This window comes from Sphingobium sp. LMA1-1-1.1 (assembly GCF_040676365.1).
Taxonomy (GTDB): Bacteria; Pseudomonadota; Alphaproteobacteria; order Sphingomonadales; family Sphingomonadaceae; genus Sphingobium.
The window spans coordinates 47,688-69,122 of the sequence record NZ_JBEGHS010000067.1 but is presented as its reverse complement, the minus strand read 5'-3'; the positions used below and the strand labels follow the sequence as shown (position 1 = coordinate 69,122).

General features: G+C 64.8%; 20 protein-coding genes and 1 tRNA gene. 7 read left to right on the top strand and 14 right to left on the bottom strand.

From position 1 onward, the window contains the following. Positions 1-114: 114 nt before the first annotated feature. Positions 115-765 carry a DUF4136 domain-containing protein gene (locus tag MRBLMA1_RS20425; RefSeq protein WP_363739406.1) on the top strand — a complete coding sequence of 217 codons (651 nt, stop codon included), beginning with the start codon at positions 115-117 and terminating at the stop codon, positions 763-765. 216 nt (positions 766-981) lie between these two features. Here MRBLMA1_RS20425 and MRBLMA1_RS20420 read toward each other — a convergent pair whose 3' ends face one another. The 4 genes from MRBLMA1_RS20420 to mutM form a co-directional block, all read right to left on the bottom strand. Continuing rightward, entirely contained in the window at positions 982-1,587 is a 606-nt protein-coding gene (locus MRBLMA1_RS20420) for a peptidylprolyl isomerase (protein WP_363739404.1), read from the bottom strand. A 31-nt stretch (positions 1,588-1,618) separates the two neighbouring features. Continuing rightward, positions 1,619-3,034 (bottom strand): chromosomal replication initiator protein DnaA, encoded by a 1,416-nt coding sequence (gene dnaA, locus MRBLMA1_RS20415; RefSeq protein WP_363739402.1) that lies wholly within the window; start codon positions 3,032-3,034, stop codon positions 1,619-1,621. Positions 3,035-3,475: 441 nt separating this feature from the next. Then, entirely contained in the window at positions 3,476-3,739 is a 264-nt protein-coding gene (gene rpsT / locus MRBLMA1_RS20410; RefSeq protein ID WP_007687699.1) for a 30S ribosomal protein S20, read from the bottom strand. 119 nt (positions 3,740-3,858) lie between these two features. Further along, positions 3,859-4,671 carry a bifunctional DNA-formamidopyrimidine glycosylase/DNA-(apurinic or apyrimidinic site) lyase gene (gene mutM / locus MRBLMA1_RS20405; protein ID WP_363739400.1) on the bottom strand — a complete coding sequence of 271 codons (813 nt, stop codon included), beginning with the start codon at positions 4,669-4,671 and terminating at the stop codon, positions 3,859-3,861. A 124-nt stretch (positions 4,672-4,795) separates the two neighbouring features. Between mutM and MRBLMA1_RS20400 the strand changes: the two genes are divergently transcribed. Both MRBLMA1_RS20400 and ubiB read left to right on the top strand, forming a co-directional pair. Continuing rightward, positions 4,796-5,527 (top strand): class I SAM-dependent methyltransferase, encoded by a 732-nt coding sequence (locus MRBLMA1_RS20400; protein WP_363739398.1) that lies wholly within the window; start codon positions 4,796-4,798, stop codon positions 5,525-5,527. 49 nt (positions 5,528-5,576) lie between these two features. Beyond that, on the top strand, positions 5,577-7,118 hold the full coding sequence (ubiB, locus tag MRBLMA1_RS20395) for a 2-polyprenylphenol 6-hydroxylase (protein ID WP_363739396.1): 1,542 nt from the start codon (positions 5,577-5,579) through the stop codon (positions 7,116-7,118). Between the two features lie 56 nt (positions 7,119-7,174). Here ubiB and MRBLMA1_RS20390 read toward each other — a convergent pair whose 3' ends face one another. From MRBLMA1_RS20390 to pabB, 6 genes are all read right to left on the bottom strand, one after another. Next, positions 7,175-8,290: a zinc-binding dehydrogenase gene (locus MRBLMA1_RS20390; protein WP_363739394.1), complete on the bottom strand. Its 1,116-nt coding sequence runs from the start codon at positions 8,288-8,290 to the stop codon at positions 7,175-7,177. An 11-nt stretch (positions 8,291-8,301) separates the two neighbouring features. Further along, positions 8,302-8,973 carry a peptide-methionine (S)-S-oxide reductase MsrA gene (gene msrA, locus MRBLMA1_RS20385; RefSeq protein ID WP_363739392.1) on the bottom strand — a complete coding sequence of 224 codons (672 nt, stop codon included), beginning with the start codon at positions 8,971-8,973 and terminating at the stop codon, positions 8,302-8,304. After that, positions 8,960-9,118: a hypothetical protein gene (locus MRBLMA1_RS20380; protein WP_363739389.1), complete on the bottom strand. Its 159-nt coding sequence runs from the start codon at positions 9,116-9,118 to the stop codon at positions 8,960-8,962. Before MRBLMA1_RS20380 ends, msrA begins: the two co-directional genes overlap by 14 nt. 280 nt (positions 9,119-9,398) lie before the next feature. Further along, positions 9,399-10,601, bottom strand: a complete 1,203-nt coding sequence (locus MRBLMA1_RS20375; RefSeq protein ID WP_133653405.1) for a pyridoxal phosphate-dependent aminotransferase — start codon at positions 10,599-10,601, stop codon at positions 9,399-9,401. A 181-nt stretch (positions 10,602-10,782) separates the two neighbouring features. Continuing rightward, the gene (locus tag MRBLMA1_RS20370) at positions 10,783-11,406 is read right to left on the bottom strand and encodes an aminotransferase class IV (RefSeq protein WP_363739388.1); all 624 of its coding nucleotides are present in this window, start codon (positions 11,404-11,406) and stop codon (positions 10,783-10,785) included. Between the two features lie 47 nt (positions 11,407-11,453). Continuing rightward, a complete protein-coding gene (gene pabB, locus MRBLMA1_RS20365) occupies positions 11,454-12,629 on the bottom strand; it encodes an aminodeoxychorismate synthase component I (protein WP_363739386.1) in 1,176 nt (391 codons plus the stop codon). Positions 12,630-12,719: 90 nt separating this feature from the next. On the opposite strand from pabB, the gene MRBLMA1_RS20360 reads away from it, so the two are divergent. Beyond that, positions 12,720-13,103 (top strand): DUF983 domain-containing protein, encoded by a 384-nt coding sequence (locus tag MRBLMA1_RS20360; protein WP_133653408.1) that lies wholly within the window; start codon positions 12,720-12,722, stop codon positions 13,101-13,103. Positions 13,104-13,216: 113 nt separating this feature from the next. Here the strand turns inward: MRBLMA1_RS20360 and MRBLMA1_RS20355 are convergent, their stop codons facing one another. Continuing rightward, positions 13,217-13,654 (bottom strand): acyl-CoA thioesterase, encoded by a 438-nt coding sequence (locus MRBLMA1_RS20355; protein WP_133653409.1) that lies wholly within the window; start codon positions 13,652-13,654, stop codon positions 13,217-13,219. Positions 13,655-13,864: 210 nt separating this feature from the next. On the opposite strand from MRBLMA1_RS20355, the gene MRBLMA1_RS20350 reads away from it, so the two are divergent. Together MRBLMA1_RS20350 and MRBLMA1_RS20345 are read left to right on the top strand one after the other, a co-directional pair. Next, complete coding sequence (locus tag MRBLMA1_RS20350; protein ID WP_363739383.1) at positions 13,865-15,106, top strand: cytochrome b/b6 domain-containing protein; 1,242 nt, start codon at positions 13,865-13,867, stop codon at positions 15,104-15,106. A gap of 43 nt (positions 15,107-15,149) precedes the next feature. Then, the gene (locus tag MRBLMA1_RS20345) at positions 15,150-16,259 is read left to right on the top strand and encodes an AI-2E family transporter (RefSeq protein ID WP_363739557.1); all 1,110 of its coding nucleotides are present in this window, start codon (positions 15,150-15,152) and stop codon (positions 16,257-16,259) included. 21 nt (positions 16,260-16,280) lie between these two features. Here the strand turns inward: MRBLMA1_RS20345 and MRBLMA1_RS20340 are convergent, their stop codons facing one another. Continuing rightward, on the bottom strand, positions 16,281-18,149 hold the full coding sequence (locus MRBLMA1_RS20340; protein WP_363739382.1) for an ABC-F family ATP-binding cassette domain-containing protein: 1,869 nt from the start codon (positions 18,147-18,149) through the stop codon (positions 16,281-16,283). Between the two features lie 195 nt (positions 18,150-18,344). Here MRBLMA1_RS20340 and MRBLMA1_RS20335 point away from each other — a divergent pair, with 195 nt between their 5' ends. Next, positions 18,345-18,806 (top strand): glycine zipper 2TM domain-containing protein, encoded by a 462-nt coding sequence (locus MRBLMA1_RS20335; RefSeq protein ID WP_363739380.1) that lies wholly within the window; start codon positions 18,345-18,347, stop codon positions 18,804-18,806. Positions 18,807-18,896: 90 nt separating this feature from the next. Here MRBLMA1_RS20335 and MRBLMA1_RS20330 read toward each other — a convergent pair whose 3' ends face one another. Continuing rightward, positions 18,897-21,164, bottom strand: coding sequence for a glycoside hydrolase family 3 N-terminal domain-containing protein (locus MRBLMA1_RS20330; RefSeq protein ID WP_363739378.1), 2,268 nt, complete (start codon positions 21,162-21,164; stop codon positions 18,897-18,899). A gap of 132 nt (positions 21,165-21,296) precedes the next feature. Then, positions 21,297-21,383: transfer RNA gene (locus MRBLMA1_RS20325), tRNA-Tyr, on the bottom strand. Positions 21,384-21,435: the final 52 nt, after the last annotated feature.

Below are 21,435 nucleotides of genomic sequence, written 5' to 3'. Positions count from 1 at the left end.
TGGTTTGCGCCCGTTTGCCCGTTACGTGCGTTCAAACGATGTTCAGTTGCGTTTTGCTATGGCAGGACGCAAGATGTTTGGCAGGCGTAGTGCCTGATACAGGACGCAAGAAAAATGACCCGTTTCAAAAAGATCGGCCTCCTCGCGGCGCCCGCCCTGGCGCTTGTGGCGCTGTCCGGCTGCGCGACATCGTTCAAGGCTGACGTCGCCCGCTTTCAGCAGCTTCCGGCACCTGCCGGCCAGAGCTTCACGATCGTCGCCGACGATCCGCGCCTGGCAGGCGGCCTCGAATTTTCGCATTATGCCGACCTCGTCGGTCAGCGGTTGACCCAGACCGGCTATGTCGCCGCCGGCGACCCGGCGCGGGCCGACCTGATCGTGCGGGTGGCCTATGGCGTCGACAATGGGCGCGAAAAGGTGCGCTCGACCGGCTTTGGCAACCCCGACCCGTTCTTCTACGGCGGCTGGGGCTGGAGGGGCCGCTGGGGCCGTCCCTGGGGCTATGGCTTTTATGATCCGTGGCTGTTCGGCCCGGGCGGCTATAATGACGTGTCCAGCTACACCGTCTATACCGGCGACCTCAGCATGAAGATCGACCGCGCCGCCGACAATCGCCGCCTGTTCGAGGGCAGGGCGCAGGCCCAGTCGCTGTCGAACAAGCTGACCTATCTGGTGCCGAACCTGATCGACGCGATGTTCACGGGCTTCCCCGGCCAGAATGGCGAGAATGTGAAGATCACGCTGCCGCCCGAAAAGAAGGGATGAGCGGTTTGCCATTCTGATCGAAAATCACTTCGGGCGGCTCCCAGCCATGCCCTTTGCCCGGCGGTCGAGGATCGCCGGGCTTTCTTTTTTGGGCTTGGGCGGTCTGGCCTCGAGCGATCCATGATTTCCCTTCCAAGGAGGCCATCAAGCTTTGCGCCGGAGGAAGACTGAAAGTGGCGCTCCGTCCGAACCCTCAGGCTTATGGGCTTGCAAGCATCAGGGAATGCGCCGCGCCGTCAGGATCTTCACCGGCTGCTCCAGCATCTGCCCTTTCATCACGCCCTCGCCCGCTGTCGGCGACTTGGGGGCAGCGAGGATCGCCTTCACCACATCCATTCCTTCGACCACATGGGCGAATACGGCGAAGCCCTGATTGTCGCCCGCCGCTTCCGGATGGGCGTCCATCCCCGGCATCTTGCCCAGAACGATGAAGAAATCCCCCGTCGCGCTGCCAGGGGCGTAGCGGGCCATGGAGAGAGCGCCATCGTCATGGGTGAGGCCCGTCTGGCTGGTGGGCTCATGCTTGATCGGCGGCAACAGGCGCCTGGGATCATTTTGCGCCCCGCCTTGCACGAAGCCATAATCGGCCGAGCCGACGCTTCGGTAGAAGCTGGTGCCGTCCAGCCGCTTCTGGTCGACATAATGCAGGAAATTGGCCGCCGTCACCGGCGCTCTTGCGACATGCACCGCGATCAGTATGCGGCCGGCACTGGTATCGAGCGCCACCCGCACATCGGCCAGCGGCGCCGCGGGCGCGTCCTGGGCCAGGGCAGGGGCTAGGCAGAAGAAGGCGGCAAGGAAGATGGCGAGTTGTCGGATCATGGCGAAAGCCTAATCCAAAGCTCCTCGCCTGTCAGCCTTCCAACTGGCGCTGCAAGGCGCGAATATCGGCGTCGATATCCGGATTGCTCTGGCGCAGTTCCTCGATCGTGCGCACGGCATGGATCACCGTGCTATGATCGCGACCGCCGAAGATGCGGCCGATTTCAGGCAGGGAACGCGGCGTCATCTTCTTGGCCAGATACATCGCCACCTGGCGCGGCCGGGCGACCGCCCGCGCGCGGCGCTTGGAGCGCATTTCCGCCGGGTCGATCCGGTAATGCGCGGCGCAGGCCTTCTGGATCTCATCGACGGTGATGCGACGGGCATTGGCGCGCACCGCGTCCGCCAGCATCGCCTGTGCGAACTCCAGGTCGATGGACCGCCCGGTCAGCTGGCCATAGGCGATCAGCTTGTTGAACGCGCCTTCCAGCTCGCGCACATTGGAACGGATCGAACGCGCGAGGAAATCGACCACCGCGTCCGGCACCGGCGGATCGCCCGCAATCGCCCGCTTGGCCTCCAGGATCGCGAGCCGCAGATCAAGGCCGGCGGGGCGTATATCGGCGACCAGGCCGCCGGCCAGGCGCGAAAGGATGCGCGCATCGATCGCGTCCAGCATCTGCGGCGCGCGGTCAGCGGTGACGACGATCCGGGCGCCCGAATCGATCAGGTCGTTGATCGTGTGCAGAAACTCTTCCTGCGTCGAACCCTTGCCGGCGATGAACTGGACGTCGTCGATCAACAGCAGTTGCGCCGCCCGCAGCCGCGCCTTGAACATCATGGTTTCGTTCGCCCGCATGGCGTTGACGAATTCCATCATGAACCGCTCGGCCGACATGTAGAGAACGGGCGCCGAGGGCGAATGCGCCGAAAAGGCCTGGGCAATGGCGTGCAGCAGATGGGTCTTGCCCTGTCCGGTCCCGCCATGGATGAAAAGCGGGCTGAAACGCGGCCGGCTTTTGGCCGCCATGGCCTGCGCCGCCGAAAAGGCGAGATGGTTGGTCTCGCCGGTCACGAACTGGTCGAAACGGTGGCGCGGCTGGAAATTCGATGCGGGCGCCTGATCATAGGCCGATCCGTCTTCCGCGATCGCGTCGGCATCCGCCTGCGGCAGTTCCAGAACGCGGGGACCAACGGCATTGGGTGCGCGTCGCAGGCGCACCTCGCGCACGCCGGCGCCAGCGCAACGCCATGCCATGCGCAAACGGTCGCCGAACTGGCCCGACACGAAATTGGCGCTGAAGTCCGACGCGAACAGCAGGTCCAGCGTCTGGGATTCCGGGCAATAATCGCCCAGTTGCGCCGCCTTCAGCCATTGGTCGAACATGCGCGCACCAATGTCGCGGCGCAGGCCGGCACGGATGGTCGCCCAGGCGTTCTCCAGGCGCGCATTCTGCTGCGTGTCGAGACCGCTCAAACTTCCAATCACTGCCGCAATATCCTTCATAAACAGTCGACCCCCATCAACTGCGCCCCCATAGGCAGGAGCGATACGACGCAGAAACCCGTTCCGGGAAAGCCTCGCTTTCCTGGATCTCATGCATCAACCAACCTTCTGATGACCGCCGGAATTCGATTCGAGTGGCGGCCGGAGATCCAAAATAGACAGGGCTGCTTCGCCTGATCAAGGCCGCTGCCCGTCAAAAATGTGAAATAAAGGCGTTGACTCGGCAAACCCGCGGAAAAGGCCAAGTTGAAAAATTATCGTTATATTTCAGTATATTGATAAAGGCCATATGACGCCGCTCGTCTCGAATCGACGGGGAATCGCCGGAAATCCTGGCTTCCTCCGAAATGACGCTTTCGTGAACGAAACATGAAAAGCCCGCCCCGCATCGAAATGCGGAGCGGGCCTGTTATGCTTGACGAGCTGTAAAGGGTGTCGGCTTCAGCCGAGCGCGCTGACGCGCTTCGTCAGGCGGCCGAACTTGCGGGCCGCGGTGTTCTTGTGCAGCACGCCGCGCGCGACGCCGCGCGCGAGTTCCGGCTGGACCGACTGGAGCGCCGTGGTCGCGGCAGCCTTGTCGCCGGCGGCGAGGGCGGTTTCGACCTTCTTCACCAGGGTGCGAATCCGGCTGATGCGGGCGCCGTTGATCTCGGCGCGGCGGGCGTTGCGGCGGATGCGCTTCTTGGCTTGCGGCGTATTGGCCATTTATTGTCCTCGGTTCTCGTCAAATCTCGTGGAGGAGCCCGTCGGAATCGCCAACCAGCTCTCGTGAAGGTGCGCCCCTTACAGGGGAACGCGGGGTGCGTCAACCGCTCAGCGTCCCGCTATTTCTGGCATTTCGGGCAGAAAAAGGTCGATCTGCCCCCATCCACACGACGCCTGATGGGCGTGCCGCAGACGCAGGTTTCCCCCTCCCGCCCATAGACCCGCCATTGCTTGGAAAAATAGCCCAGTTCCCCATCGGGCCGCGCATAGTCGCGCAGGGTGGAGCCCCCCGCAGCGATCGCGGCGGCCAGCACATCGCGAATCGCGTCGACCAGCAGGACGAGGCGCGCGCGGCTGATCCGGCCCGCTTCGCGCGTCGGGGCGATGCCCGCCATGTTGAGCGCCTCGCACACATAGATGTTGCCCAGGCCCGCGACGACGCGCTGGTCGAGCAGCGCAGCCTTGATCGACGTCGCCTTCCCCTTGAGCGCGCCAGCCAGCACATCTGCCGTGAATTGCGGTCCCAGCGGTTCCGGACCCATGCGGGTAAAGGGGTTGAAACTTTCCCGGGCGTCGCTGCGAACCAGGTCGAGCGAGCCGAAGCGGCGCGGGTCGTTGAGCGAGAGCAACCGCCCGCCCCCGGTTTCGATCAGCAGATGATCATGCGCCCCGATCTCCGCCGGATCGATTCGCCAGCGGCCCGACATGCCGAGGTGGAAGATCAGCGTATCGCCGCGATCGGTGTCGATCAGGCCATATTTGGCGCGACGGGACAGGCCGGTGACGGTGGCGCCGGTCAACCGCTGGCGCAGATCGACCGGGATCGGAAAGCGCAGGTCGGCGCGCCGCGCCTCCACCCGCGCGAGCAGCGCGCCTTGAAGGACCGAGCGCAGGCCCGCCACGGTGGTTTCGACTTCGGGAAGCTCGGGCATGGCCCTCTATGTAATGCGCCGGTCGGCCCGGCAACAGGCCAGTTGCCGCATGCGGCGCGCGATGGACATTTTACCCGATCTCAGATGTTTCCTCTCCCCGGAAAAATGCTCTAGAGCGTGCGCCATGAGTGAAACCGCTTCCTTTGGCTATCGCGATGTCGAAGCCGCCGAAAAACAGGGGATGGTCCGCGCCGTCTTCTCCAATGTGGCGTCCAAATATGACCTGATGAACGACGCCATGTCGGCGGGCGCGCATCGGCTGTGGAAAGATCAGTTCGTCAACCGGGTCAAGCCGCGCCGGGACGAGCGGATATTGGACATGGCCGGCGGCACCGGGGACATCGCCTTCCGCATGCATCGCCATGGCGCGCAGGTGACCATATCCGACATCAATCCGGAAATGCTGGCCGTGGGCATTGACCGGGCGAAGAAAAAGGAACTGGAGGGGCTGGTCTGGTCCGAACAGAATGCCGAGGAGCTGACCTTCGCGGATCGGACGTTCGACGCCTATACCATCGCCTTCGGCATCCGCAACGTGACCCGTATCGACAGCGCACTGCGCGAGGCGCACCGGGTGCTGAAGTTCGGCGGGCGATTCTTCTGCCTGGAATTTTCCACCACGACATGGCCCGGTTTTTCCGATGTCTATGACGTTTATTCGCACCGTCTGGTGCCCCGGCTTGGCAAGCTGCTGGCCGACGACGAGGACAGCTATCGCTATCTGATCGAATCGATCCGCCGCTTCCCGCCCATGCCGGAATTCGAGCGGATGATCCGCGAGGCCGGCTTCGTTCAGACGAAGGTGGAGCCGATATTGGGCGGATTGGTGGCGATCCATAGCGGATGGAAAATCTGATGGGGCGCCTGTCCGGTCCTTCTCCCGCCGGGGAAGGGCGTAAATAGCGATGCCGTCCCACCTCACGCATATCTGGCGGCTGCTGAAATGGGGCCGCACCTTGGCGCGGCATGGCGCGCTGACGGGAATCGAGCGCGATCCGCTGACGCCGACGCCGGTGCGGCGGCTGGTGCGGGTGGCGCGGCTGGGCGCGCGCGTGCCCCGGCAACCACGCTATGCCGACGCGTTCCAGTCGATCGGCCCGGCGGCGATCAAGCTGGGACAGACGCTGGCGACGCGGCCCGACCTGGTGGGGGAGGATGCGGCGAACGACCTGCTGCGCCTTCAGGACGCCCTGCCCCCGGTACCGTTCAACACCATCCGGACGCAGATGGAGCAGAGCTTCGGGCGGCCCCTGGAAACGCTCTACAGCCGTTTCGACGAGGTGCCGGTCGGCGCCGCCTCCATCGCGCAGGTGCACCGCGCCATGACGACGGACGGGCGCGATGTCGCGGTGAAGGTGATCCGTCCCGGCGTCATCGACCAGTTCAACCGCGACATCCAGACCTATGAATGGGCGGCCGCCCATGTCGAGATGCTGGGCGGCGAGATCGCGCGCCTGCGGCCCCGGCTCGTCATCGCGAACATGAAGCGCTGGACGGCGCGCGAACTGGACCTGCGGCGCGAGGCCGCGTCGGCGTCGGAACTGGGCGAAGCAATGGAGGCCATGCCCGGTTATCGCGTGCCCGCCATCGATTGGGACCGCACGACCGGCAAGGTCATGACGATGGAGTGGATCGACGGGGTCAAGATCTCCGACCGGGACGCGCTCGTCGCCGCCGGTCATGATGTGAAGGAGATTGCGGCGCGGCTGGTCAACGCCTTCCTGCGCCAGGCAATCGCTGAAGGTTTCTTCCATGCCGACATGCATCAGGGAAATCTGTTCGTCACCGCCAATGGCGACATCGTCGCGATCGACTTCGGCATCATGGGCCGGATCGACCGGCGGGCGCGGATGTGGCTGGCGGAGATTCTCTACGGCCTCATCACCGGCAATTACCGCCGCGTGGCGGAAATCCATTTCGAGGCGCAATATGTGCCTGGCCACCACAATGTCGAGGAGTTCGCCACGGCCCTCAGGGCTGTGGGCGAGCCGATGCGCGGCAAGCCGGTGCGGGAATTGTCGGTCGGCGGCATGCTGGACGGACTGTTCGCCATCACCCGCGATTTCGACATGCAGACCCAGCCGCACCTGCTGCTGCTCCAGAAGACGATGGTGATGGTGGAGGGCGTCGCGACCGCGCTCGACCCCGACATCAACCTGTGGGAAACAAGCGGTCCCTATGTGAAGGAATGGCTGCGGGCCGAACTGGGGCCGGAGGCGAAGGCCGCCGACGCGCTGATCGAGAATGTCCGGATCCTGCAGCGTCTGCCCGGACTGGTGAAGCGGATCGAGGAAGCCTTTCCGGAAAAGGGCGGCGCGCCGCCGCCGCCGCCGCTGACCGAGGTACGGCTGATCCGCGTGGGCAGCGGCTGGCGCTACATGCTGGTGGCGCTGCTGGCCGGCCTGGCCGGCGCAGGCGCCATGGCGGCAGCGACGACCTATTTATAAGATCGCGCCTCCTGATCCGGGACCGATGGAGGCAGCAGACCGCCCGCTTCCTCGGTTCAGCCGTTCGGGACGATCAGATATTTCTCCCCCGTCCGGCGGGCGTTGTAGCGCAGCACCGCGTCCCGGCTCAGCGCCTGGCCAAGCGAGATGCGGGCCTTGTAGTGGCTGGCGAAGGTGGTCGTCAGTCCGTCGCGCACCCGGCGGCGGAGACGTTCGGCCGATTCGCCACCGATCTTCTGCAGGAAGGGGAAGAGCAGCCAGCCGCCGACATTCCAGCCAAAGCCGAAGCTGCGCGTCAAAATGGTCGGTGACAGGTCCAGAGCGCCATAGATATAGGCCTGCTTCAGAATGTCGGAGCCATAGCGGCTATAGGGCGCCGCCTTGCTCGCCGCCTGTTCCATGGCATGGAGAATCCGGCTGACAAGATCGCCGCCGCCGATCGCGTCGAAGACAATGGTGGCACCGGTGGCGGTGACGGCATCCTGAAGCCGTGCGTTGAAATCGTCCTTCGAACTGTCCAGCACATAGTCTGCGCCCAGGTCTCTCAATATCGCCACCTGCGCATCGTTGCGGACGATGTTGACCAGCGGGATGCCATCCTCCTGACAGATGCGCACCAGCATCTGGCCCAGATTGGAGGCAGCGGCGGTGTGGACGATCGCCTTGTGCCCTTCCCGCCTCATGGTTTCGACAAAGCCCAGCGCCGTCATCGGATTGACGAAGGCCGACGCACCCTGCTCAGCAGTGACGTCGTCGGGCAAGGCCATGCAGCCTGCGGCGCCCAGCAGGCGATATTCCGCATACATGCCGCCGCCGATCATTGCGACCCGCTTGCCCATCAGCGCCTGCGCTTCCGGCGCCTCGCCCGCGGCGATGACGGTGCCCGCGGCTTCATTGCCGATGGTCATGGGCTGGCCGACGCGTCCCGCCAGCGCGCGACGAGCCGGCTCCGGCATGCGGGCGACGATCCGTCCCTCGGCATAGTCGGCATTCTCGACATCGGCGGACGCGAGAAGCAGGCCCAGGTCGGAGGGATTGATCGGCGCGGCTTCCACCCGGACCAGCACTTCGTCTCCCTTGGGCGGCCGGAGCGTTTCTTCGATCAGTTCGACGATCAGACGGCCATCTTCATGCAGCGTCGAGATCAGCTTGCGGCCATGGACTTCGCGCATGGGTCTCCCTTTCAGGCAGAGGGGCGGTCGCTGTAGAATGTGGGAAACAGCGCCTTGAGCGCCGTCAGCTTGGGCATGTCCCATCGCTGGATATAGGGATGACGGGGGTTTTTGGTCAGGAAATCCTGATGATAGGCGTCCGCATCCTGAAAACCGGAAAAGCGTTCGATGCGGGTGACAATGGGATCGCTCCAAAGCCCGGACTGGCCAAGCTGAACCAGATAGGCCTTGGCCGCCTTCTCCTGCTCCGCATTGAGCGGGAAGAGCGCGCTGCGATATTGGGTGCCGTGATCAGGCCCCTGATAGTTGAGCGTGGTCGGGTCCGCTATGACCGAGAAGAAAATGCGCAGCAACGTGCCGTAGCTGACCTGCCGGGGATCATAGGTGACGCGGACGGACTCGGCAAAGCCGGTATCACCCTGGCTCACCTGCTCATAATCGACCTTTCGGCCGCGCGGCCCGCCCGCGAAGCCGGACACGGCCAGATGAACCCCCTTCACATGGGAAAAGACGCCCTCCACACCCCAATAGCAGCCACCCGCGAAGACAGCGGTTTCGAGCTTGCTGCCCGGAACGGCATCGACCGCCGGCACCGGCGCAAGGACCGGGCGTTCGGCGCGCAGGGGGGAAGCGACGGCAATCGCCGCCAGAACAGCGAGGGCCAGGCCGTCAGCGCGCCGCATGATCGACGGACGAGGCGGACGCCGCCATGGCAGTGCCGGTCAATGGCGGCGCGCTGTTCGGCTGGAGCACGAAGACGCCGATCGCACCGATCGCGAACCCGCCCAGAAAGCGCAGGAACAGGTCGGATTTCAAGAAGGCCAACATGGCGTTCTTCCTTTCGGTCGTCTTGGCCGTCCCGTGGACGGCAATGAATGTCGCGCGGCTTAGCCCCCGATCAAAGCTGCGCCAGGCAGTTTCGACCAACGCGCCACAGGACGCGATGGGTAACGGGGGAAGCCAGTTTCGGTTCGCAACGGGATATAGACTCCCGCTCTCCATCTGCAAGACGGCACGAGGGAAATTTTCCGTTTCCGAAATGAGGCTGATGGGACGGAGAGAGGGCAAAAGGGCGCCCTCCCCCCTGTTCCCTGGAGCATGCGGTGCCTTATTTCAGGGCGGCGCAGGCTTCCTGGATACGCGTGCAGGCCTTTTGCAGCACCTCTTCCGACGTGGCATAGCTGATGCGGAAAGCCGGAGAGAGGCCGAAAGCGGCGCCATGGACGGCGGCGACCTTCGCTTCATCGAGGAAATAGCCGATCAACGTTTCGTCGCTGTCGATGACCTGCCCCTTGGGCGTGGTCTTGCCGATCACGCCGCTGGCATCGGGATAGACGTAGAAGGCGCCTTCGGGCGTCGGACAATCAAGACCCGGCGCATCGTTCAGCATGGCGACGACCATGTCGCGGCGCTTCTTGAAGGCGGCGTTGCGTTCCTCCAGAAAGTCCTGGTCGCCCGTCAGCGCGGCCACGGCCGCGGCCTGGCTGATCGAGCAGGGATTGCTCGTCGATTGCGACTGGAGCTTGCCCATCGCCTTGATGATCCATTCCGGACCGCCGGCAAAGCCGATGCGCCAGCCCGTCATGGAGAAGGCCTTGGAACAGCCGTTGACCGTCAGGGTACGGTCATAAAGTTCGGGGCACACCTGCGCTACGGTGGCGAAGGGCGTGGGCGCGTACCAGACATGTTCATACATGTCATCGGTCATCACCAGCACATGCGGATGGCGCAGCAGCACCTCGCCCAGCGCTTTCAGCTCTTCGGCCGAATAGGCCGCGCCCGACGGATTGGACGGCGAGTTCAGCATGACCCATTTGGTCTTCGGCGTGATCGCGGCTTCCAGCTGCGCGGGCGTGATCTTGTACCCCTGGCGCGCCGGCGCCTCGATGAACACCGGCGTGCCGCCGGCGAAGTTCACGATGTCGGGATAGCTGACCCAGTAGGGCGCGGGAATGATGACCTCGTCGCCCACATCCACGGTCGCGACCAGCGCGTTGAACAGCGTATGCTTGCCGCCCGAATTGACGCTGATCTGGCTGCGCTTGTATATGAGGCCATTGTCGCGCTTGAACTTGAAGGCAACGGCTTCCTTGACGTCGGCGGTGCCGTCGACGTCGGTGTAGCGGGTCAGGTTCTTGCGGATCGCCTCGATCCCGGCCTCCTTCACGAAATCGGGCGTGTCGAAATCCGGTTCGCCGGCGGAAAGGCCAATCACGTCCACGCCTTCGGCTTTCAGGGCATTCACGCGCGCGCTCATCGCCAGGGTGGCGGAGGGCTGGATGCGACCGAGGGCTGCGGAAGTCTGGCTCATTGTGACAATCTTTCTGAAGAATCCCCAAGGCCCGCAATAATACGGACGGCAGGCTCCTTAGTGCGCAACGAAAGAAGGGGCAACCGCCAGTTGGCCTCCTCTGGCCCTAACGGCAGATTATGAGGTTGGACGGTGCCGGTTCGGACGATTGCAGCGCATCCATCCCGGCCGGGTCATCACGTCATCGCGCCAGGGAGGCCGCCACCATGCCGCGCGCCGCATTGCCGATGAAGAAGCCATTTTCAAGGTCGCGGGGACGCAGGTCGGCTTCCACCGCCTCGCCCATGTCGAGCAGGCTGCGGCGCAGCACGCCGGGAAGCAGGCCGCGGGACAGGGGCGGCGTCAGCAGCTTGTCGCCGCGCTCGACGAAAACGGAGGAGAAGCACCCCTCCGTCACGAAGCCCGCCTCATCCGTCATCACCACCTCATAGCTTCCCCCGCGCCGCAGGGCATCGCGGTAGATCGATCGGTCCGTCGTCTTGTGCGCCAGCCGCGCGTCGGCGGCGGGCGCATTGCGCGGGACCAGCGCCACCTGCATGATCGCCTGGGGCCAGGTGCGATATTCGCGCACTTCGATGGCGATGGCGCCCCGGCGCGACACCAGCAGGCGAAGGCGGCTGCGCTCCCGCAGGCGGAAGGTGGCGGCCTGAAGCTCGTTACGCACATCATGACGATCGAAGGCGAAATCGAGCGCTTCCGCGCTGGTCTTCAACCGCTCCAGATGCAGTTCCAGCAATCTGATGCCCTCGACCGGATCGAAGGCCATGGTTTCGAGCAGGTCGAACCGTCCGTCAGCCAATGCCATGGAAAAACTGCAAACCCCTTATGCCGATCACTGATCGCGCCGATGAATCAGGCTGGTGCGAGGAAGCGCCCCTTGGCCAGGCATTCCGCCCATTCGGACGCGACGTCCGAATCCGCGACAATGCCCGATCCCAGGCCCAGACGACCCTCCTTGCTGCCTTCTTCGACGCAAATGGTGCGGATGGCAACATTGAACGCGGCATCGCCCGCCGGATCGATCCAACCCATGGAGCCGGTATAGACGCCGCGCGGGACGGCCTCCACCGCATCGATGATCTCCATCGCCCGGACCTTGGGCGCGCCGGTGATCGATCCGCAAGGGAACAGGACGCGCAACACATCGACGGGCGTCAGGCCGGGCAGCAGACGGGCACGGACCGTGGACACCATCTGGTGGACGGTCGGATAGGTCTCCACCTTGAACAGGTCGGGCACGGTCACCGTGCCGGCGCTGGAAACGCGGGACAGATCATTGCGCAGCAGGTCGACGATCATCAGATTTTCGGCGCGCTGCTTGGCGTCCCGCTCCAGCCATTGGACGAGTTCGGCATCGCTGGCGAGGTCGGGATCGCGGGGGGCGGTGCCCTTCATCGGCCGCGCCGTCAGCTGACCGCGGACATGGGTGAAGAAAAGCTCGGGGGAAAAGGAGAGGATGCTATGCTCCCCGGTGCTGAGCACGCCGCCATAGCCCGCCTGCTGGCGCGGACGGATGGCGGCATAGAGCGCCATGGGATCGCCCTTGAAATGCGCCGCGCAGGGAAAGGTCAGATTGACCTGATAGATGTCGCCGGCGCGGATATAGTCACAAACCTGGGCAAAGGCCGCGCGATAGGCCGCCTCGTCGATCAGTGGCCGGACATGATCGACCCTGGCGCCCGCCGGGTCCGGCAACAGGCCCGGCATGGCGGCCGGGTCGATCAGGCGCACCCCTTCGAACAGGCCGAACCAGATCAGCGGCGTCTTCGGCTGGTCCTGCCGATGCCGCTCCGCCAGCGGACGGAGGCGGTCCTCCAGAGCCAGCCCGGCTTCATAGGCGATGAACCCGGCCGCGTGCAGCCCGGCCTCCGCCGCTTCGGCCAGCCGGTCGAGCGCCGGCTGCACCTCCGCCAATTGATGGGCGACGATCACCGACACCGGGTCGCGATAGAGGCGCGCAGGGGCGGGAGCCCGCGGGCGGGCGTCGTCGAACAGGACAAAGGTTTCGGTCGGTCCCGGAAGGCGCATGGCGCTTCTTAACAGGCTTTGCGCGGGGCGGAAGCTTTAACCGGGCGCCGGCATGTTGCGTGGCGCGCGCTTTGGTCATAGGGGAATGCGATGCCCGAAGGACCACCCCATGACGATGCGGCACGGCCGCTGCGGCCGGCGCTGGCGCTGGCGCTGAGGGGACGTTGCCCCGCCTGCGGCGAAGGCCGGATGTTCGCGCGCTTTCTGAAGCCCAGCGGCGCCTGCCGCCATTGCGGGCAGGCATGGGACACCTCGCGGGCGGACGATTTCCCTGCCTATATCGTCATCTTGCTGCTGGGCCACCTGCTCGTGCCGCTGATGATAGAGGTGAACGCGGTTCTGGACATTCCACTGGGCGTGCAGGCTGCGCTATGGCCCGGCTTGGCGATCCTCCTTGCACTGGCGATGATCCAGCCGGCCAAGGCGGCGGTCATCACCTTCCAGTGGAGCCGCCGCATGGACGGTTTTCGCTAGAGCGATTTCCAAGCGATCGGAACCGATCGCTGGTTAAGAAATCGCGGAAAACAAGGAAACCGGAGCGGCGATCTGATTCAATCAGATCGAAACCCGCTCTAAGGGCAGGGCCTTCAATCCTGGCGGATGATGAAGTTGCGTTCCATGGCCTCGCGCAGGGTTTCATCGATGGTGCGACGTCCCTCCGACCCATGGGTGACGACGGTGGTGTCGGCGGTGGCGACGCATACCCCTTTTTGAAAACCGGCGGAACTGATCGTCCAGCTGGTGCGACCGATATGGCCGATCGCGCAGTGCACTTCGAACGGATAGGGGAAATGGGCTTCCTCGACGAAATTGAGGTTCACGTTCGCGACCAGCCAGCGCACCCCCTGTTCCTGCGGATGACGGCCCAGATGATGGTGGAACCTAATGCGGGCCGTTTCGAAAATGCCCGATATGGCCACATTGTTGATGTGACCCATGGTATCGATGTCCTGGAAGCGGGTATCGATGCTGGTGACGAAACGATAAGCTTCCGGGCGGAGCCGCCAGGATTCGGGTTTGGCCATGTCCTGCTTGTCCTATGTTTTTTTCTGGTCTTAGTCCCTGATGACGGGGATGCAATCGCCGGGTCGAAATTGATCGGACTGCGACCTTTATGACACAGGCGCAGGGGATCATCGGCTCATGACGGTAACGGATTGTTTCCGGTCACGGCGATGGACTTCGCCGCGGGCGCCGCATAGCTTCCGGCTGATTTGTCGCGCATGGGAGTCTTGATGCAACGCTATAGTCGGCTGGCCATTTTCCTGCATTGGGCAATCGCCGCCCTGCTGGCGTTCCAGATCGCCGTCGGATGGGCACTGGAAGATCTTGGCGCCCGCGGCTTCGCGCTGTTTCAATGGCACAAGTCGATCGGCATCTCGATCCTGCTGCTGACCTTCGCCCGCATCGCCATACGCTATTGGAAACCGCGTCCTGCCCCGGTCGAGGGCGGCTGGCAGGGCGCTCTGGCCAAGGCGGTGCATGCGGGCCTCTATCTGTTCATGCTGGGCGCGCCGCTGACCGGCTGGGCGCTGGTGTCGACCGCGAAGGTCAAGGTGCCGACCCTGATCTTCGGCATCGTCCCCCTGCCCCATTTGCCCCTGCCCATGAGCACGCATGAACTGGCGGAGGGCGGCCACGGGTTGATCGCCTGGCTCGGCATCGCGCTGTTCGCGCTGCATGTCGCGGGCGCGCTGCGGCATCATGTGCTGATGCGCGACGGGTTGCTCTGGCGGATGATGCCGGCGCGTTCGCCGCTGTTGCTCTTTGCCTTGCCCGCGCTGATCGCATTGGGGTTCGTCCTGGGACGCGCCATTCTGCCGGAGCCCGCTCCAAAGGCGGCGGCCTCCCCGGCCAAGCCGGAGGCAGTGGGGGCGGTGGAGGAAGAGGCGCCCGCCAGTGCAGCGCAGGTCGCCGACAACACCGCCAACGCCGCGGCACCGGCCGAAGCCGACAATGCCGCAGCGGTTGAAGAACCCGTTGGGCCGCCGCCGTCCTGGACGGTGCAGCCGGGCGGGACCATCGGCTTTTCCGTTGGCAACAGCGGTGCGACGATCAGCGGCGGCTTTTCCAAATGGACGGCGAAGATCGTGATGGACCCGGATCATCCGGACGGCGCCGACATTCGCGTGGAAATCGACCTGGCGAGCGCCAGCGTCGGCGACAACTATCAGGACGGCATGCTGGCGGGGGACGAATTCTTCGGCGTGGCGGCGCATCCCAAGGCCATCTTCACCGCACGGGGCGCACGGAAGACCGGCGCCAACAGCTATCGCGCCTCTGGCACCCTGAACCTCAAGGGCGTGAGCAAGCCGCAGAGCATCCGCTTCACCCTCTCCGGCACCGGAAAGGCGCGGAAGGTTGCGGGATCGGCCACCATAGCCCGCGCCGCCTTCGACGTCGGCAATGGCGCCAGCAGCAGCGGTCTGGACCCCAAGGTGTCGGTCAGCTTCGCCTTCAGTGCGAAGGCGGAATGATCCGCGGATAGATTTGCATCGGGACTTCTGCCAAAGCAGCATGATGGACAGCAAAGAGCCGCCAGCCACGCGAATAGAGGATGGGGTCTTCCTCGGCTTCGTCCTCATTGTCTCGATCGCCTTCGCGCTGGTGATCGAACCCTTTTTCGCGGCCATATTGTGGGGCGTGATCGCCGCCATCCTGTTCGCGCCGGTCAACCAGGGCCTGATCGGCATGATGCCGCGGCACCGGAACAGCGCGGCGGCGCTGACGCTGCTTCTGATCATCGCGCTCGTGATCGTGCCCGCCATCATCCTGACCATGGCGCTGGTGCAGGAAGCGACCCTCTTCTACGCCAAGGTGCAAAGCGGAGAGATCAACTTCGCGCGGATGTTCGCGCAGTTCCAGGCCAGCCTGCCCCGTTGGGCCGCGGTCTTTCTCAACCGGCTGGGCATCACCAATTTCGCCGCCGCGCGCGAGATGCTGAGCGCCGGCATCTCGTCAAGCTTCCGCACGGTCGCCACGCAGGCGCTGCAGATCGGGCAAAGCGCTTTCAGCTTCCTGATGGCGCTGGGCGTGATGCTGTACCTCACCTTCTTCCTCCTGCGCGACGGACCACGACTGTCGGCAATGGTGGACAGGGCAGCGCCGATGCGGATCGCCTATCGCCGTGCGCTGATGGCGCAGTTCGTCCTCGTCACCCGCGCCACGATCAAGGGCAGCATCGTCGTCGCCATCGTACAGGGACTGATCGGCGGAATCATTTTCTGGGCGCTGGGCCTGCCGGGCGCGCTGCTGTGGGGCGTATTGATGGGTGCGTTCTCGCTGATTCCCGCGGTGGGAACCGGGCTGATCTGGGTGCCGGTCGCCATTTATCTCTTCGTGACCGGAGCGGTGGTGAAGGGATTGATCCTCGTCTTTTGCGGCATGTTCGTGATCGGCATGGTCGACAATATCCTGCGCCCGATCCTGGTCGGCCGGGATACGCGGATTCCCGATTATGTGGTGCTGATCACCACGCTGGGCGGGATCGACCTGTTCGGGTTCAACGGCATCGTCATCGGGCCGGTGATCGCGGCCCTGTTCATCGCGACGTGGAATATCGTGACGAAGATGCGGACCGGCGCCGACGGGCTGGAAGGACCACTGACGGAAGAAGCGCCGGGCGGCTGAAGCACGACCGGAACCGGGCGTCTACAATTCCTCCAGCGCCGCGCTGGCTTCCATCCAGACTTCTTCCGCGGCTTCCAGCTTCTTCTCGACCTCGGAACGCTTCACCATCAGTTGCGTCATGGTCATCTTCGCCTCGACGCCGGTGGCGGACTTGGGGTCGAACAGCGCCTTGTCGATGCGGCTGCGCTCGGCCGCCAGCGTCGCCATTTCCTTTTCCGCTTTGGCAACGGCGTTCTTCGCCGTCTTCTGCCTTTCGCGCCATTCTGCGGCGTTGCGCTTTTCCGCCTTGCGGTCCACCTTGGGCGCGTCTCCGCCGCTCCCATTCCCATCCGCCTTGCGCAGGATGATGTCGGTATAATCCTCCAGGCTGCCGTCGAACGGCTGGGCCGTGCCATTGTCGACCAGCACGAGGCGATCCGCCACCAACTCGATCATGTGGCGGTCGTGCGAGACGATCACCACCGCGCCCGAATAGTCGTTCAGCGCCTGCACCAGCGCCTCGCGACTGTCGACGTCGAGGTGGTTGGTCGGTTCATCGAGAATCAGCAGATGCGGCGCGTCGCGGGTGATGAGCGCCAGCGCCAGCCGCGCCCTCTCCCCGCCCGACATGGAGCCGACCTTCTGCGTCGCGCGCTCGCCGGAAAAGCCGAAGCGGCCGAGCTGCGCACGTACGGCGGCAGGCGTGGCCCCCTTCATCACCCGGCTCATATGTTCAAGCGGCGTGTCGGTGACGTCCAGTTCCTCCACCTGATATTGGGTGAAATAGCCGACCTGCATCTTGGCAGAGGCGTTCATCGCGCCTTCCATCGGCTTCAGTTGCGCGGCGATCAGCCGGGCGAGCGTGGTCTTGCCATTGCCGTTCCGTCCCAGCAGCGCCAGCCGGTCGTCGGGATCGATGCGCAGGTTGACCCGGCGCAGCACCGGCGCGTCGTCATAGCCCACCGCCGCCATGTCCATGGTGATGAGCGGCGGGCGCAGTTCGGGCGGGTTGGGGAAACCGAAATGCAGCGTCGGGTCTTCGATCGCGGCGGCGATGGGCTGCATCTTCGCCAGCGCCTTGGCGCGGGACTGCGCCTGTTTCGCGGTCGACGCGCGGGCGGAGTTGCGGGCGACATAGTCCTGCAATTTCTCGCGCTCGGCCTGCTGCTTGGCGCGGGCAGCCTCCTGCTGGGCCAGGCGTTCGGCGCGCTGGCGCTCGAATGCGTCGTAGCCGCCGGGATAGAGGGTGATCTTTCCCCCTTCCAGATGGAGGATATAGTCGACCACATTGTTGAGCAGGTCGCGCTCATGGCTGATCACGACCACGGTGCCGCGATAGCCTTTGAGGAAATTCTCCAGCCACAGTGTCGCTTCCAGGTCGAGATGGTTCGACGGCTCGTCGAGCAGGAGCAGTTCGGGGTTGGAGAAGAGCAGCGAGGCAAGCGCCACGCGCATCTTCCAGCCACCCGAATAGCTGTCGAGCGGACGCCCCTGCATCTCCTCGTCAAAGCCAAGGCCGACAAGGATGCGGGCGGCGCGCGCGGGCGCGGTATAGGCGTCGATGGCGTTCAGCCGCTCATAGATATGGCCCAGGCGGTCGGGATCTTCGGTATGTTCCGCCTCCGCCATCAGCGCGGCGCGCTCACTGTCGGCGGCCAGAACCGTGTCGAAAGGGGTGGCCGTGCCGGAGGGGGCCTCCTGCGCGATATAGCCAAGGCGCGTGTCGCGGGGCATCTCGCATGCCCCCCCGTCCGGGTCGAGCTGGCCGATCATCACCTTCATCAGCGTCGACTTGCCCGCGCCGTTGCGGCCGATCAACCCGACGCGGCTGCGCGGCGGCAGCGCGGCACTGGCGCGATCGAGGATGGTGCGTCCACCGAGGCGCACGGTGATGTCCCTGAGATTCAGCATGGCCGGCCCCCTAGCAGAGCCGATCGCGATTGTCAGCGGTCGGAAAACGGCCGGCCGAAAGGAGAAGGCGGCGAGGTGATGTTTCCGGCAATGTTTCTGAACGATTGTCGACAGCCATATTCAGCATGGCGCAAGCCGCACGGGTGCAAAAGCGTCCTTGTCAGATCCCGCCACGGGAATTTTTGCGAGGTTGCCATGCTGAAGACCATGATCCTGTCACTATCGATGGCCGGTGCCGCCTTGGCCGGCATTGCCGCTTCACCGGCGATGGCGCAGAGCAATTATCATTATAGCGAGCGCTATGACGGCGACGACGGCAGCTATTATCGCAGCGAAACCTATCGGGAGGATGACGGCTATCGCGGCGGCTATGACCGCGACTATCGCGAATATGACCGTGCCCCCGTCCATTATCGCGACAGCTATTATCGCGAGGGTTATGACGGCGGCCTCCGCGTCTACCATGCCAGGCCGCGCTATGCCCGCTGCTCGTCGGGAACGACCGGCACGGTGATCGGCGGCGTGCTGGGCGGGCTTCTTGGCCGGGAGATCGGCCGTGGCGGGCGCTGGGACCGGCCGAGCACCACCGGGCTGATCCTGGGTGCGGGCGCCGGAGCGCTGGCCGGGCGCGCCATCGAACAGAATGATTGCCGCTAATCGACGTTCCTGAAACGCGCCTTGGGCGCATATGGACGAGGACGTGAAATCCTCCCCACGGTATCCGTGGGGAGGATTTTCCTCTGCGCGCTATGCGGCATAGAGCGTGAACTGGGCGTGCAGGCCATTGATCGACGACTGCCCGACCCACAGGTCGAAAGCGCCCGGCTCCGCAATAATCCGGTTGCCCGCGCCGACAAATTGCAGGTCGACGCGGGACAGGGAGAATCGAACCGTCCTGCTCTCGCCGGGGTCCAGCGTCATGCGCGCGATGCGTTTCAGTTCGCGGATCGGGCGGGTGCGGCTGGCGACGCGGTCGCGAATGTAGAGCTGCACCACCTCGCTGCCCTTGCGCCCCCCCTTGTTGGTGAGGCGGGCGGTCACCTCAATCGCCCGGTCCCAGCGCAGCGCCATGTCCGAAAGCTTGAGGTCCTCCAGCACGAACTCGCTATAGCCAAGCCCGTGCCCGAAGGGATAGCGCGCGCTGTTGTCGGTCGTGGCATAGCGCGATCGATATTCGGTGCGATTGTCGATCACCGGGCGCCCGGTCGACTTGCGGTCGTAGAAAAAGGGCTCCTGCCCCGATTCCCAGGGAAAGCTGACCGGCAGCTTGGCAGAGGGATTTTCCTTGCCGAACAGGATGTCCGCTATGGCATGGCCGGACTCCGACCCCAGGAACCAGGTCGCAAGGATCGCCTGCGCATTGGCGACGCCGTCATGCAGCGCCAGCGCCCGGCCGTGGCGAAGGAGGACGATGACCGGCTTTCCCGTACCGGCCACCGCATCGGCCAGCGCCTGCTGCACGACCGGAATCTCGATGGCGGTGCGGGATTGCGCCTCGCCCGACATGTCCTGCGATTCCCCTATGGCGAGGATGACGACATCGGCGGCCCTGGCGGTCTCCACCGCCTTCGCCACCCCGCCGTCGATGGGCGTCAATATGCCACTGCCCGGGGCGATCAGCAATCGGCCGGGATCGGGCATGGCGGCGCGCAGGCCGGTGGCGATGTCGACGCCCTTTCCCTTGTCGCCGTAAAAGGCCCAGGGGCCGTAGACATTCTCCCTGTCCTCGCCGAAGGGACCGATGAGCGCGATGGTCTGCGCCTTGGCCGGATCGAGCGGCAGGACGCCGTTATTCTGCAGCAGCACGACCGAACGCGCGGCGGCTTCGCGCGCCAGGGCACGATGGCCGGGCGTGAAGATACGACTCCTTTCCGCTTCCTCGTTCAGGGAGCGCCAGGGATTGTCGAACAGCCCGATGGCCGTCTTCACATAAAGGATGCGCCGGACCGCGACGTCCACCGTCTCCATCGGCACGGCGCCGCTTTTCACCAGATCGGGGATATGGCGGATATAAAGGCCGCTCTGCATAGACATGTCCACCCCGGCCAGGATGGCGAGGCGGGTGGCATCGCGCTCATCCTCGGCATAGCCATGGGCGATCAGTTCCTCATCCGCCGTATAGTCGGAAAAGACAAAGCCGCGAAACTTCATCTCCCCACGCAGCATGTCGGTCAGCAGGTCACGGTCGGCCGTCGCCGGCACGCCGTTGATCTCGCTGAACGCCGCCATGGTGGTGAGCGCGCCCGCCGCGAAGGCCGCGCCAAAGGGCGGAAGATGGGTTTCGCGCAGCGTCTCGTCACTGATGTCGACGCTGCCATATTCCAGGCCCCCGGCGACCGCGCCATAGGCGGCGAAATGCTTGGGGCAGGCAAGCAGGCTGTCGTCGCGGCGCAGGTCACGCCCCTGGAAGCCGCGCACGCGGGCGGCGGCGAACAGCCCGCCCAGATAGACATCCTCCCCGGCGCCCTCGACCACACGCCCCCAGCGCTGGTCGCGGGCGACGTCGACCATGGGCGCAAAGGTCAGGTGCAGACCGGCCGCCGTGGCCTCGACCGCCATCGCGCGCGCCGTGCGCTCCGCCAGCGAAGGATCAAAACTGGCCGTTTCGGCGAGCGTCACCGGGAAGATCGTCTTGAGCCCATGGATCACGTCGCCCGCGAACAGCAGGGGAATGCCAAGGCGGCTCTGCCTGACCGCGATCTCCTGCGCGCGGCGCGCGCCCGCCACGCCTATGCCGTTGAACAGGCATCCCACACGCCCCTTGCGGATCTCCTCGGCAAGCTGCCTTTCATTCTGGATGCCGGTCTGCGGATTGGGCGGGTTATAGGGACGGAAACTGTCGGCCAGACAGGTCATCTGTCCCGCCTTCTCCTCGATGGTCATGCGCGCGATCAGATCGTCCACGCGCTCGACCTCCGTCGCGGCAAGCGCGCGACGGGGCAGCGGAAGCGTCAGGAAGCCGGCAAGGGCGGCGGTCAGGACGGCCCGGCGGGCTACGGGAGGGATCGGGGTCATCAAGGGGGAGCGTAACTGATTCCGGATGAACCGCACCTATCCCGTCAACGCATGAAAGAAAGCAACCGGCGGAGGGATGGACCGAGCCTCAGGGCCGATCAGTTCAGCCGGGGACGCAAGATGGCGGGGCGATGGTGGACAGGGCTGGATTCGAACCAGCGTACGGGAAACCCGGGCAGATTTACAGTCTGCTGCCTTTAACCACTCGGCCACCTGTCCAGTCGCCTAACCATATTCGGAGAAGCCCCGATCGGCTGGAGGGCGCTCCAAT